This is a genomic window from Desulfotomaculum sp. OF05-3, assembly GCF_003435535.1.
GTDB classification, from domain to species: domain Bacteria; phylum Bacillota; class Clostridia; order Lachnospirales; family Lachnospiraceae; genus Pilosibacter; species Pilosibacter fragilis.
The window spans coordinates 312,128-325,474 of the sequence record NZ_QWGO01000001.1; the positions used below are offsets into that span (position 1 = coordinate 312,128).

The following is a 13,347-nucleotide window of genomic DNA, read 5'->3' on the forward strand; positions in this document are numbered from 1 at the left end:
ATTACGGGCTGCGATCTCCAGGAAAGAGATCTGGTTGATAGTCTTATATTAGCATATTTATTTCACAAACGAAAAAACGCACGTCCTGCTACAGCTCATTTCTGCATGCAAAACGTGCGTTTCCCGCTTTATTTTCAATTATTCATTTTTGAAATCTTCTTTTAACTTATTGAAAAAACCTTTCTTCTTTCCCTCCGGCGATGCAACCCCCTTCATCGCATCATCAAACTTTCTGAGGGCTTCTTTCTGCTCCTCCGTAAGCTTCTCCGGAACTGTAACAACAAGCGTTACATAATGGTCACCACGGATGTTCTTATTTCTCAGTGACGGAACACCCTTGCCGCGGAGACGTACCTTTGTGTCGGTCTGGGTTCCCGGTTTTACCTCGTACTCAACCTCGCCGTCGACGGTCTTGATCTTGATCGGACCTCCAAGGGCTGCTGTTGCGAAGGAGATCGGTACTGTGGAGAAGATGGATGTCTCCTGGCGCATAAATACCGGGCTTCTGGATACGGTTACCTCAACGAGAAGGTCTCCTCTCTCGCCGCCGTTCGTTCCGGGCTCTCCTTTTCCTGCGATGCGGATGCTCTGTCCGTTGTCGATACCTGCCGGGATCTTGACCTGAATCTTCTTCTTGCTGGAGATATATCCGGTACCGTAGCAGTCCGGGCACTTCTCCTTGACGATCTTACCGGTACCTCGGCAGTCCGGACATGTCTGGACATTCTGTACCTGACCGAAGAAGGACTGCTGGGTGTAGACGATCTTACCTTTACCGTTACATTTCGGGCAGGTAACCGGAGATGTACCAGGCTTTGCGCCTGTTCCGTGACATTTCGGACACTCATCCTTCAATGTGAGCTCGATCTCTTTCTCGCAGCCAAAGATTGCCTCTTCAAATGTGATCCTTACGCCGGTTCTTAAATTTGCGCCGCGCATGGGACCGTTGCTGCTTCTTCCGTAAGCGGAACGTCCACCTCCGAAGAAATCTCCGAAAATATCTCCAAAGATATCTCCCATGTCGGCTCCGTTGAAATCGAATCCGCCGTAGCCACCGGCCCCGCCTGCGCCTCCCTCAAAGGCTGCATGACCGAACTGGTCATACTTTCTTCTCTTTTCCGGATCACTTAAAACGCTGTATGCCTCGGAAGCTTCCTTGAACTTTGCCTCCGCCTCTTTATCTCCCGGATTTGCGTCCGGATGGTATTTCTTTGCAAGAACTCGATATGCTTTCTTTAACGCCGCTTCGTCCGCATCTTTCGGCACGCCGAGGACTTCGTAATAATCTCGCTTGGTCTCTGCCATTTCTTTATTCTTACCTTTCCTGTTAGTGAGCGGTACCACGCTTCACGCGTACCTTTTTACGGAACCTGCCGACGGAAGCTTTCTTCAGACGTCACGGCTGAGTCCTGCCGCGGCAATATTTCCGGATCGTTATCGATCAAAGCCTTGATACAAGGCAACCGAAAGAACGCCCCATCTTGGGCGTTCTTTCGGATTTATTGTGCCTGACTTGCGCCAAATGGTAATTCCGGCTAAAAAGAACTTATGCAAGCTATCTTGCAACATCCTTTCCAGCCCTCATTGTCGCTCGATCAAACTGTTATTTAGACTTCTTTGTAGTCGCCATCAACGACATCATCGCCATATCCAGCCTGGCTTGCGCTCTGTCCAGCCTGCGGACCTGCCTGGCCCTGTGCGCCTGCTGCGCCCTGAGCTGCCTGAGCCTGCTCATAAACCTTTGCGAAGAGCTTCTGCGCGCTGTTCATGAGTTTCTCTTTCGCTGCCTTGATCTCCTCGACCTGGGCGTCTGTCATCTGCTCTGCCGGAGCTTTGTTGATCGCTTCCTTGAGGGCATTCAAGTCGGCCTCAACAGCGGTCTTATCGTTTGCATCGATCTTATCGCCAACTTCTTCCATTGCCTTCTCTGTCTGGAATACCATGGAATCAGCTTCATTTCTTGTATCGATCGCTTCTTTCTTCTTCTTATCCTCAGCCTCGTAAGCCGCAGCCTCCTTAACAGCCTTATCGATATCATCCTTGGACATGTTGGATCCGGATGTGATGGTGATGTGCTGCTCTTTGCCTGTGCCAAGGTCCTTAGCGGATACGTTTACGATACCATTTGCATCGATATCGAAGGTAACTTCGATCTGCGGAACACCTCTTCTTGCCGGAAGGATGCCGTCAAGACGGAACTGGCCAAGAGTCTTGTTGTCTCTTGCGAACTCACGCTCACCCTGTACAACGTGGATATCTACGGCTGTCTGGTTATCAGCAGCTGTGGAGAATACCTGGCTCTTCTTTGTCGGGATCGTTGTGTTTCTCTCGATCAGCTTTGTAGCAACGCCGCCCATTGTCTCGATGGAAAGGGAAAGCGGAGTTACATCGAGAAGAAGGATGTCACCTGCACCGGCATCGCCTGCTAACTTACCACCCTGGATCGCTGCACCGATGGCTACGCACTCATCCGGGTTTAAGCTCTTGCTCGGCTCTTTGCCTGTTAACTGTTTAACCTTTTCCTGTGCGGAAAGCATACGTGTGGAACCACCCACGAGGAGAACCTTGGAGAGCTCTGCTGCTGTTAAACCAGCGTCTCTTAACGCGTTCTGTACCGGAATTGCTGTTCTCTCAATGAGATCACTTGTCAGCTCATCGAATTTAGCTCTTGTGAGGTTCATATCTAAGTGCTTCGGTCCCTCAGCAGTTGCTGTGATGAACGGAAGGTTGATGTTTGTTGTTGTTGCGGAAGAAAGCTCTTTCTTTGCTTTCTCAGCAGCTTCTTTTAATCTCTGAAGTGCCATCTTATCGCCGGAAAGATCTACGCCCTCTGTCTTCTTGAACTCGTCGATCATCCACTGTGTGATACGGTTATCGAAATCATCACCGCCGAGGTGTGTATCACCGTTTGTTGCAAGAACTTCGATAACGCCGTCACCGATCTCGATGATGGAAACATCGAATGTACCGCCGCCGAGGTCATATACCATGATCTTCTGCTCTTTCTCGTTGTCAAGACCGTAAGCAAGGGCTGCCGCTGTCGGCTCGTTGATGATACGCTTTACATCAAGACCGGCAATCTTACCGGCATCCTTTGTTGCCTGACGCTGGGCATCGTTGAAGTAAGCCGGAACTGTGATAACTGCCTCTGTTACCTTCTCTCCAAGGTAGCTCTCAGCATCTGCTTTTAACTTCTGAAGGATCATCGCGGAGATCTCCTGCGGTGTGTACTTCTTGCCGTCGATATCTACCTTGTAGTCGGTACCCATATGTCTCTTGATGGAGGAGATGGTTCTGTCAGCGTTTGTTACTGCCTGACGCTTTGCCGGCTCGCCCACAAGTCTCTCACCTGTCTTTGTAAAAGCAACGATAGACGGTGTTGTTCTAACACCTTCTGTATTGGCGATAACTGTTGGTTTACCGCCTTCCATAACTGCTACGCAGCTGTTTGTTGTACCTAAGTCAATACCAATAATCTTACTCATAATGATTTTCCTCCTCTAAATTTGGAATATTAGGAATGAGTGGTCGTCCAGCAGTCTCTGCCGGATGATCACATTGTTTCAATGTTAGTTTGCAACCTGCACCATGCTGTGACGGACGATGGAATCCTTGTAGGTGTAGCCCTTCTGAAGTTCCACTGCCACAACATTCTCGCCGAGGTTCTCATCCTCCACATGCATCACTGCGTTGTGGAAGTTCGGGTCGAACGGTTTTCCGACTGCCTCGATCGGCTTAACGCCCATATCATCGAGTGTCTTTACAAATTGCTTATATATCTTTTCCATTCCGTCTGCAAACGCGGATCCTTTCGCGTCTTCCGGAATGGAATTAAGACCTCTTTCAAAGTTATCGACGATCGGAAGGATCTTTTCAATCACATCCTTTGCGCCGATCTCATACATTGCGGACTTTTCTTTGTCCGTTCTCTTGCGGTAGTTATCAAACTCCGCCATGGATCTCTTGAGCTTGTCATTTAACTCATCGATCTTCTCGTCCTTCGGATCTTTCTTCTTTTCAGAAGCTTTTTCCTCTTTTTCGGACGTCTCTTTATTTTCTTTTTCGGAAGCGGCTGCCTCTTTGGTTTCTTTTTCCTCAGAAACGGCTTTTTCCGTTTTCTCTTTTTCTAACTCTTTTTCTTTCACTGCTCTCTTCACCTTTCATTTTTAAACGTTTCGTTCAGCTGCGCAACTAACGATCTCAAGGTCGATACGACTTTTTCGTAGTCCATTCGTTTTGGTCCCACGATACCGATCGTTCCGCGCATCCCATCGCCGAGCGCATAATTTGCGGTTACGATGCTGCAGTCTTTCATGCTCTGGACCGGAGTTTCATCTCCGATATAGACCTGAATTTCATTGTCCGGATCATCCGTTTTATTCTGCTGCTGCCCGTCGATCAGTCCCCTGAGAAGTTCTTTATGTTCCAAAGTACCGATCAGCTGGCTCGCTTTTTCCGTATCGGAAAGCTCCGGGTATTTGAAAATATTGGTTGCCCCGCTGGTATAGATCTGGAGATCTTCGTCCTGGGAGCGGATCACTTCGCTGACTTCATTCAGCACCAGATCCACCACTCTTCTGTGGGATCCGGCCTGTTCTTTCATTTTTGCGATCACGCCAAGGTTGATCTCCTCGATCGTCAGACCGTTCAGGCTGCTGTTTAAAAGAATATTTAAATTCAGAAGCTCTTCGTCACTGAGTTCCTCATCGATCGTAACAAAGGAGTTTCTTATAATATTTCCTTCCACAACGACTACCACCAGAAGTTTGTGTTCCTCCACCTTCGAGAGCTGGATAAACTTTAACTTTGTCTGGTTGTAACTCGGTCCGCTGATCAGGGTCGCATAGTTCGTATTGTTGGCAAGAACCTTTGCAAGCTGCTTCAGAAGCAGTTCCACGCGGTCTACCCGCTGGATCATAAGTTCCTGCATATGCTCGACCTGACTGTCTTTTTCCTTGATGATCTGGTCAACATAGAAACGGTAACCTTTATCGGAAGGAATTCGTCCCGCCGAGGTATGCGGCTGAATGATGTAACCAAGTTCTTCCAGATCAGACATCTCATTTCGGATCGTCGCGGAGCTGAGCTTCAGATCCGAGTATTTGGAAATCGTTCTGGATCCCACCGGCTCACCGGTCTCCAGATACGTCTGGATAATCGCTTTTAAAATTTTTTCTTTTCTCTCATCCAGTTCCAAAACTCTCACCTCTTCTTTATTAGCACTCTTTATTGAGGAGTGCTAACATTTACAGTTGTTACTATATTACTTAGTGTGTTGTTTGTCAAGGGCTTTTGATAATTTTCACATTTTTTTCACTATTTTTTTCATCGCCTTTTTCTACCAGGATTTTACAGGATCCGCCCGGCTTTCCCCTGGATTTTCCTGTGAATCCCGGGGGCTTTGCGTCACATTAAGAACATTTCTGCCATATGGGGGGACTGTTTGCGTCCTGGCAGTAATACCCAAAAACTTGACAAATTTGGAAAATTATGTATAATACATACTTGTTTCCAAATTGTTACATTTCTATTACATATCTGCATATAATTTGTAATAGATATGAAACAAAAAAAGAAAGGATTGTTATATGAAGAAATTTAGATTGACCATCTGTGTTTTACTGACCGTCATTTCGATGCTCTTAAACACCGTATGTGCATTCGCAAGTACCCCGAAAAACTCTGGCCACCTGGACAGCATCGATGGAAATAAGGTTTCCGGATGGGCGTGGAACTCCGCTGCCCCGGATACCCCGGTCTCCGTCACCGTCACTGTGGCCAACTCCCATACAGGCGAGTCTCTTTTATCTGAGACCGCCGAAGCTGATATCGAGCGCAATGACTTAAAGGAAAGCGGCATCGGAAACGGTGCCCACGGCTTTGAGATCATGATCGACTGGTCCTCCATCCCGGATGATACCTACATGATCAAGCTCAGCGTGAACGGCACAGCACTTCCGTTAGCTTACCAGTACAATACTGCAACAAAGATCATCAAAAATGCCACCCTCGTTTCCTTAGGTACATTTAAGACCACAGCTTACTGCCCGTGCAGAAGCTGCTCCGAGGGCTACGGCCGTCTCACAAAGACCGGAACCCAGGCGACCGCAAGCCGCACCGTAGCCGTTGACCCGCGGGTCATTCCGCTTGGAAGCCACCTTTTGATCGATGGTGTCGAGTATATCGCTGAGGACGTCGGAGGCGGTGTCAAAGGAAAACATATCGATATTTTTTACAACACACATTCGGAAACAAGAGATCACGGCGTTGAGCGGTCTGAGGTCTATCTGATCCAGTCTTAAGTTCATCTGCCCCGTTATATGAGTTTCCACCCGATATATGACAGGACTGGAAGGACATCCACTAATAAATTCTTCCTGCTGCATGGCAAAAAAGGGAATCTCTCCAGAGCATGTGAAAATGCTCATGAAAGATTCCCTTTCTTAATTATACATATCTTATGTGAGTCAGGACCTCTCCTGAATTCACAGGCTTGCTCCTATCTTTAAACAGTATGCCCCTTCGCCACATAAAACGGCTGTGTATCCGTTCCCTTCAGCTCCTGGCCAACCTCAATCGTCACGTTCTTGTCTGTGACAACGTAATCCAGCCGTGCGCCTGCATTCACCACCGTATCCTGCATCAGGACACTGTTTCTGATCTTTGCGCCCTTCGCGATCTTAACGCCTCGGAAGAGAACACAGTTCTCCACATCGCCTTCGATCACGCAGCCATCAGCCACAAGGTTATTTTTTGTCTTACATCCGTTAATATATCTTGTCGGGTTGTCATCACGGATCTTTGTGTAGATCTGACCGCCGGTAAACAGTGCGTCCAGATTCTCATCATCGAGAAGTTTCATATTCTCATCGAAGTAGCTCTTTAAGCCGCAGATCCTCGCGTAATATCCATCATATTTATATCCGCGGATGTTGTACTTCTCAAGACGCGGCGCAAGGATATCGCGCTCGAAGCAGGAGGATCCACGTACAAATGCCGCATGGATCTTATCGATCAGTGCTTCTCTATCCATAATATAAATATTCATGGAGAGGTTCTGTTTTCCACACATTTCAGAATTCATAAAGATCCGTCTCACGCGTCCGTCATCAAGCTTTAACGTGTAATACATATCCCCGTGGGAACCTGCGCGGATCAGTTCCGCCGGAATCTCCTGCTCTGTGTAGGCAACCGTCACATCGGCACCGCTCTCGATATGTTCCGCTAACATTGCGTTGAAATCAAAATCCACCGCGATATTGGCGTCCATCATGATCACATACTTTTCTTTTTTGCTTTTCAGATACGGAAGGATGCTCTCAAGTGCCTCGACGCGTCCGCTGTAGACCTTCATATTTTTCTCCGCATAGGGCGGAAAAATACTGAGGCCTCCGTTTTTTCTGAGAAGATCCCACGCTCGTCCGGAGCCCAGATGGTCCATCAGGGAATGATAATTCTCCCGTACCACGATGGCAATATTGCTGATCCCGCAGTTTGCGAGACTGGAGAGCAGGAAGTCGATGATCCGGTAACGTCCCGCAAACGGGATTGATGCCATCAGGCGGTCACCCGCAAGCTCCGGCACCAGATTATCATAACTGTTTGGAAAAATAATACCGATCGCATTTGCATTGGAATTTACCATTGTTCTTCACCATCCTCCACATTTTTATTGACCATGGCGTTCGGGCCGATCTTTGCGCCCTTTCCGATGGTGATTCCGGAACCGATCGTCGCAACGCCGTGTTCTTCCCCCTTCGGCATGGATCCAACAACGGCATTTTCACCGATCACAACATTTTCCGCGACGATACAGTGTTCTACAACAGCTCCGGTCTTTATGACCGTTTTGCCCATGACAACGGCATCTTCGATCTTTGCTCCCTTTTCTACCCTGACACCGGAGAACAGGATCGAATGCTTAATACTTCCGTCGATCCGGCATCCGTCTGTGATCATGGAATTCTCAACGACTGCGTTGGAGCCGATCTTGTGACCGGTCATACCGCTGTTCCGGCTGTAGATCTTCCAGTTTTCATCAAAGATATCGATCCCGCTGTGTTCCGGATCAAGAACCTCCATATTTGCTTCCCAGAGGGATGAGATCGTTCCAACGTCCTTCCAGTATCCCGCAAAGTGGTACGCGTACATCTTCCGTCCGTCTTTTAAGAGGTTCGGAATGATGTTGTTTCCGAAATCATTCTCGGAATTCGGGTCTGCCTCATCCTCGATCAGGTACTTCTTTAAGATATCCCAGTTGAAGATATAGATTCCCATGGAAGCCAGATTCGACTTCGGGTTCTTCGGTTTCTCCTGAAACTCTGTGATCCGGTCGTCCCCATCCGCCACCATCAGACCAAAACGGGATGCCTCGTCCCACGGCACTTCCATAACCGCGACACTGAATTCTGCGCCTTTTTCCTTGTGGAAGCGCAGGAAATCACTGTAATCCTGCTTGCAGATCTGATCACCGGATAAGATGATCACATACTGCGGATCGTAGCGCTCGATGAACGGAATGTTCTGATAGATTGCGTTTGCGGTTCCCTTATACCAGTCGGAACCGGATGCCTTCTGATACGGCGGCAGCACATGTACTCCACCGTAAAGACGGTCGAGGTCCCACGGCTGGCCGTTTCCGATATACTCATTCAGTACCATCGGCTGGTACTGGGTCAGAATTCCCACGGTATCAATTCCGGAATTTACGCAGTTCGAGAGCGGAAAATCAATAATTCTGTATTTCCCGCCGAAAGGGACTGCCGGTTTTGCAAGCTTCTGTGTCAGTGCATAGAGTCTTGAACCCTGGCCGCCTGCAAGAAGCATTGCGATCATTTCCTTAGCCATAATAATATCCCCCTGTTTTTTGGATACAGTCTCTCCGTGCAAAATGTACAACCATGCATTTCATTGGATTGTACAAATCATATCACATTGTTGCCGTTTTTGATAGTGGTTTTATGCACTTTTACCATGTTTTTTACATAATCTATATATGTATTCTGCTTTTTTATCCTCTGTACCATTTAAGCTACGCTTATGATCTACTTGTTTTTTCTCAGCATGCATGCCCTTTTTCACTCCACGCAGGATCTCTGACATCGAAAACTACGGCTGAAAAAAGCGCGGTCTCCGCAGGATCTTTAGTCCTGCAGAAACTGCGCCATAATATAATTGCTTACATCAAGTCCATAATCCGTCAGAACGAACCGGTCGCCCTGAAATACTGCCGCTTTTTCCTCCACAAACATTTCCATGAGCCCCGGATAGACGTCCTTCGCGGACACCCCGAACCTCCGCTCAAACTCCGGGAGGGACACCCCCGCTGTCATCCGTAGTCCCACATAGAAGAATTCCTCCTCCATGTCTTTCTTCGTGAGCTTTTCCACATCCGTAAACATCCCCGGCTTTTCTTCCAGATACTGCTTCATATCGGAATTGACCGCAAACCTACAGCCGTCCATGTAGGAGGATGCCCCGAGTCCCAGTCCCAGGTAGGGCAAGCCTGTCCAATAACCGATATTGTGGCGGCACGCTCTCCCCGGCTTCGCATAGTTTGAGATCTCGTACCGCTCATACCCACAGTCCCGCAGGAACCGCTTCGTCTCGTGGTACATCTCCCTCTCGGAATCCTCGTCGGGAAGAAGTTTCCGTCCCTCTTCGCTCCCGTACTTCTCACCGAAAGGAGTTCCATCCTCAATGATCAGGCTGTACGCCGAGATATGTTCCGGATTCAGGTCCGTGACCCGCTTTAAGGTGTCCTTCCAGGACTCGCGGGTCTGTCCCGGCAACGCTGACATAAGGTCGATATTGATGTTCGTGAACCCGCACTCCCGGGCCAGATGGAAGCTCTCCAGGAATTCCGCCCAGGTATGGATCCGGCCGAGAAGCTTTAGCTCTCTGTCATTTGCTGATTGGAGTCCAAAGCTCAGGCGATTGATCCCGGCCCGCCTGTAATCTGTGAGTTTCTCCCTTGTCACGGTTCCAGGGTTCGCCTCCATGGAGATCTCCGCGCCTTCCGCCACATGAAACGCCTTCCGCACATGTTCCATGATCCCGACAATCAGCGCCGAATCCGGCACGGACGGGGTTCCGCCGCCGATAAAGATCGTATCTACCGGAATGTCCCCGTATTTTTTTCCCATGGCGTCAATATCTTCCCTGAGCCGCCTCGTGTACAGGTTCTGGGTCTCCTGGTCCGTCGGAAATGAAAGGAAGTCGCAGTAAGCGCATTTTCTCACACAGAACGGCATGTGCAGATATAATTCCATGCCCCCGTTCATGCGAGAACCTCACTGAGCATCTCGATCTCGTCCTCGAACAGGCAGTATCCCGGATCATGGGCTTTCACCGCCGCCAGGACATCCTCGATCCGCATCCACTTCACAGACTCCACTTCTTCTTTCTGAAGCTTGAGTTTTTCGATCTCTACCGGCTTTTCATAAGCAAAAACATGACTCTTCTCATGATTCTTAAAGATCCGTCCATGGAACTCGCCTTCATAGCGTCCGTCATGGACCCCGACAAGCCGCAGGTCTTCCGGCTCTGCCGCAATTCCCAGTTCTTCCTTCAACTCCCTGAGCGCCGACTCCAGATAGTCCTGTCCCGCCGGAATATGCCCGGCGCTGGAGATATCGTAGCAGCCCCCGAAGGAGTCCTTCCCTCGGCTCCGCTTCTGTAAAAGCAGGTCATGTCCGCCGTCCCCCCGTCTTCTTACGACCCAGACATGGCTCGTCCGGTGCCAGTCACCGTTGAGATGGACCAGTGTGCGCTCTCTCACCTCTCCCGACGGTTCTCCATTCTCATCGAGGAGATCAAGAAGCTCCAGCGGCTTTCCGTCCAGGACCGCTTCCTTTAATAGATCATCCTGGTAGCGGAGTTTTAAGGAGAAAAACGGCGCGTCCTCGTCGAGGAGCCGATGGAAGATCCGGTCGCCTTCCCAGAGGTTCAGACTGTCGATCTCAGTCTTAGGAACCCACTCCAGGGTTCCCTCATTGCAGTCCGCCAGCTCACCTGTAAAGCCATCCGCCGTGTAGAGGAAAATGTACTCCATTTCGTCATCATCCTCATTGTACATGAAAGTCAGAACGCCCCGGAGTCTATAGCTTGTGAGTGTCAGACCTGTCTCTTCCTTTGTCTCCCTCAAGATGCAGTCCTCCGGGCTCTCCCCCCGCTCAAACTTCCCGCCAATGCCGATCCACTTGTCCTTATTGATGTCATGTTTCTTCTTGATACGGTGGATCATCAGGTATTTGTCATCTTTTTCAATGTAGCATAATGTTGTAAGCTTCATAATAGTTCCTCATCTATGTGCAAAAAAGTCCATTTCTTCGAACGATCTGAAATGGACTTTTTATCTGAATCAATATTTTAATTTACTCCTCGTCCAGCTTCAGAACGCTCATAAACGCCTTCTGCGGAATCTCCACGTTTCCGACCTGGCGCATACGCTTCTTGCCTTCCTTCTGCTTCTCGAGAAGCTTCTTCTTACGGGAGATATCGCCGCCGTAGCACTTCGCGAGGACATCCTTTCTCATGGCTCTCACCGTCTCACGGGCAATGATCTTGCCACCCACAGCGGCCTGGATCGGAATCTCGAATAAATGCTTCGGGATCTCATCCTTCAGCTTTTCGCACATCTTTCTGCCGCGCTCGTAAGCGGATCCCTCAAACACGATGAAGGAAAGGGCATCCACAGTTTCCTTATTGATCAGGATATCGAGTTTTACAAGCTGTGACTGCTCGTATCCCTTCAACTCGTAGTCGAAGGACGCGTAACCGCGGGATCTTGATTTCAGCGCGTCAAAGAAGTCGTAGATGATCTCGTTTAACGGAAGCTCATACTTTAAGAGTGCACGCGTCTCTTCCATATATTCCATGCCGAGGTAAACGCCGCGGCGCTCCTGGCATAACTGCATGATCGCGCCCACAAATTCTGTGGTCACCATGATCTCTGCGGAGACGATCGGCTCCTCCATATATTCGATCTCCGACGGATCCGGCATGTTGGACGGGTTCGTGAGGTCGATCACCTCGCCGTTCGTCTTGTGGATCCGGTATACAACGCCCGGTGCCGTCGTCACGAGGTCAAGGTTGTACTCGCGCTCCAGGCGCTCCTGGATGATCTCCAGGTGTAAAAGCCCTAAGAATCCGCAGCGGAATCCGAAGCCCAGCGCGATGGATGTCTCCGGCTCAAAGAACAGAGACGCGTCGTTTAACTGCAGCTTCTCTAAGGCATCACGGAGCTCCGGATATTTCGCTCCATCCGCCGGATAGAGTCCGCAGTACACCATCGGTGTTACCTTCTTATATCCCGGAAGTGGGGCCGCGCACGGATTTAAGCGGTTCGTCACCGTATCACCCACGCGGGTATCTTTCACATTCTTGATGCTGGCTGTAATGTATCCAACCATGCCGGCCCGGAGCTCATCACAGGGGATAAACTGGCCTGCGCCGAAATATCCGACCTCAACGACATCGTAGGAAGCTCCCGTCGCCATCATCTGGATCGGGGTGCCTTTCTTCACGGTTCCCTCTTTCACACGGCAGAATACGATAACACCGCGGTAGGAATCGTAGAGTGAGTCAAAGATCAGCGCCTGAAGCGGTGCCTCCGGATCCCCCTTCGGAGCCGGGATCTTATGGACGATCGCTTCCAAAACATCCTCGATATTGAGTCCCATCTTTGCAGAGATCCTCGGTGCGTCGTGAGCCTCAAGTCCGATCACGTCCTCGATCTCCTCCGCCACACGATCCGGATCAGCGCTCGGAAGGTCGATCTTATTGATGACCGGGACAACATCAAGATCATGGTCAAGGGCAAGATACACATTTGCAAGCGTCTGGGCCTCGATACCCTGAGCTGCATCTACAACAAGGATCGCACCGTCACACGCCGCAAGACTTCGGGATACCTCATAGTTAAAGTCAACGTGACCTGGGGTATCGATCAGATTAAAGATATACTCCTCGCCGTCCTTTGCTTTGTAAACCGTGCGGACTGCCTGGGATTTGATCGTGATTCCGCGCTCTCTCTCAAGATCCATATTGTCAAGGATCTGGGCCTGCATCTCACGGCTGGTTAAAAGACCGGTCTTCTCGATAATGCGGTCCGCCAGCGTGGATTTACCGTGGTCGATATGGGCAATGATACAGAAATTTCTGATTTTATCCTGGGAATAATGAACCATTCATGTTCCTCTCTTCTATATGATTTCTTCTTTATATGATCCATTTCTCTGTCACTGCTTGTCGGACCACCAGATCTTTACTCCTGATCGTTCGGTCCATCAGAAAATACCTTTATACACAGGAATTTCTCCCTCGGGGACAGAAATGGCAATTTAT

10 protein-coding genes are annotated in these 13,347 nt (G+C 49.4%); 1 reads left to right on the plus strand and 9 read right to left on the minus strand.

The window, feature by feature from the left end; genetic code table 11:
- Positions 1-138: 138 nt before the first annotated feature.
- From dnaJ to hrcA, 4 genes are all read right to left on the minus strand, one after another.
- Positions 139-1,305, minus strand: a complete 1,167-nt coding sequence (dnaJ, locus tag DXA87_RS01400) for a molecular chaperone DnaJ (RefSeq protein WP_117503048.1) — start codon at positions 1,303-1,305, stop codon at positions 139-141.
- A gap of 302 nt (positions 1,306-1,607) precedes the next feature.
- Positions 1,608-3,485 carry a molecular chaperone DnaK gene (gene dnaK, locus DXA87_RS01405; protein ID WP_117503049.1) on the minus strand — a complete coding sequence of 626 codons (1,878 nt, stop codon included), beginning with the start codon at positions 3,483-3,485 and terminating at the stop codon, positions 1,608-1,610.
- Positions 3,486-3,569: 84 nt separating this feature from the next.
- A complete protein-coding gene (grpE, locus tag DXA87_RS01410; RefSeq protein ID WP_242997999.1) occupies positions 3,570-4,145 on the minus strand; it encodes a nucleotide exchange factor GrpE in 576 nt (191 codons plus the stop codon).
- Positions 4,146-4,153: 8 nt separating this feature from the next.
- On the minus strand, positions 4,154-5,206 hold the full coding sequence (hrcA, locus tag DXA87_RS01415) for a heat-inducible transcriptional repressor HrcA (protein WP_117470917.1): 1,053 nt from the start codon (positions 5,204-5,206) through the stop codon (positions 4,154-4,156).
- A gap of 382 nt (positions 5,207-5,588) precedes the next feature.
- Between hrcA and DXA87_RS18300 the strand changes: the two genes are divergently transcribed.
- Positions 5,589-6,302: a 3D domain-containing protein gene (locus DXA87_RS18300; protein WP_015555032.1), complete on the plus strand. Its 714-nt coding sequence runs from the start codon at positions 5,589-5,591 to the stop codon at positions 6,300-6,302.
- Between the two features lie 203 nt (positions 6,303-6,505).
- Here the strand turns inward: DXA87_RS18300 and glgD are convergent, their stop codons facing one another.
- The 5 genes from glgD to lepA all read right to left on the minus strand — a co-directional run bounded on the left by glgD (position 6,506) and on the right by lepA (position 13,190).
- On the minus strand, positions 6,506-7,645 hold the full coding sequence (gene glgD, locus DXA87_RS01425; protein WP_117503051.1) for a glucose-1-phosphate adenylyltransferase subunit GlgD: 1,140 nt from the start codon (positions 7,643-7,645) through the stop codon (positions 6,506-6,508).
- Positions 7,639-8,847, minus strand: a complete 1,209-nt coding sequence (locus DXA87_RS01430; protein WP_117503052.1) for a glucose-1-phosphate adenylyltransferase — start codon at positions 8,845-8,847, stop codon at positions 7,639-7,641. The genes glgD and DXA87_RS01430 overlap by 7 nt, the downstream gene beginning before the upstream one ends.
- A gap of 296 nt (positions 8,848-9,143) precedes the next feature.
- Complete coding sequence (gene hemW, locus DXA87_RS01435) at positions 9,144-10,283, minus strand: radical SAM family heme chaperone HemW (RefSeq protein WP_117503053.1); 1,140 nt, start codon at positions 10,281-10,283, stop codon at positions 9,144-9,146.
- Complete coding sequence (locus DXA87_RS01440; RefSeq protein WP_117503054.1) at positions 10,280-11,293, minus strand: NUDIX domain-containing protein; 1,014 nt, start codon at positions 11,291-11,293, stop codon at positions 10,280-10,282. The genes hemW and DXA87_RS01440 overlap by 4 nt, the downstream gene beginning before the upstream one ends.
- Positions 11,294-11,375: 82 nt before the next feature.
- The gene (lepA, locus tag DXA87_RS01445) at positions 11,376-13,190 is read right to left on the minus strand and encodes a translation elongation factor 4 (protein ID WP_117472280.1); all 1,815 of its coding nucleotides are present in this window, start codon (positions 13,188-13,190) and stop codon (positions 11,376-11,378) included.
- Positions 13,191-13,347 lie beyond the last annotated feature (157 nt).

Excerpts from the sequence above, each read along its gene's own strand:
- dnaJ (WP_117503048.1), bottom strand. The coding sequence starts at position 1,305 with ATGGCAGAGACCAAGCGAGATTATTACGAAGTCCTCGGCGTGCCGAAA.
- dnaK (WP_117503049.1), bottom strand. The coding sequence starts at position 3,485 with ATGAGTAAGATTATTGGTATTGACTTAGGTACAACAAACAGCTGCGTA.
- DXA87_RS18300 (WP_015555032.1), top strand. The coding sequence starts at position 5,589 with ATGAAGAAATTTAGATTGACCATCTGTGTTTTACTGACCGTCATTTCG.
- glgD (WP_117503051.1), bottom strand. The coding sequence starts at position 7,645 with ATGGTAAATTCCAATGCAAATGCGATCGGTATTATTTTTCCAAACAGT.
- DXA87_RS01430 (WP_117503052.1), bottom strand. The coding sequence starts at position 8,847 with ATGGCTAAGGAAATGATCGCAATGCTTCTTGCAGGCGGCCAGGGTTCA.
- hemW (WP_117503053.1), bottom strand. The coding sequence starts at position 10,283 with ATGAACGGGGGCATGGAATTATATCTGCACATGCCGTTCTGTGTGAGA.
- DXA87_RS01440 (WP_117503054.1), bottom strand. The coding sequence starts at position 11,293 with ATGAAGCTTACAACATTATGCTACATTGAAAAAGATGACAAATACCTG.
- lepA (WP_117472280.1), bottom strand. The coding sequence starts at position 13,190 with ATGGTTCATTATTCCCAGGATAAAATCAGAAATTTCTGTATCATTGCC.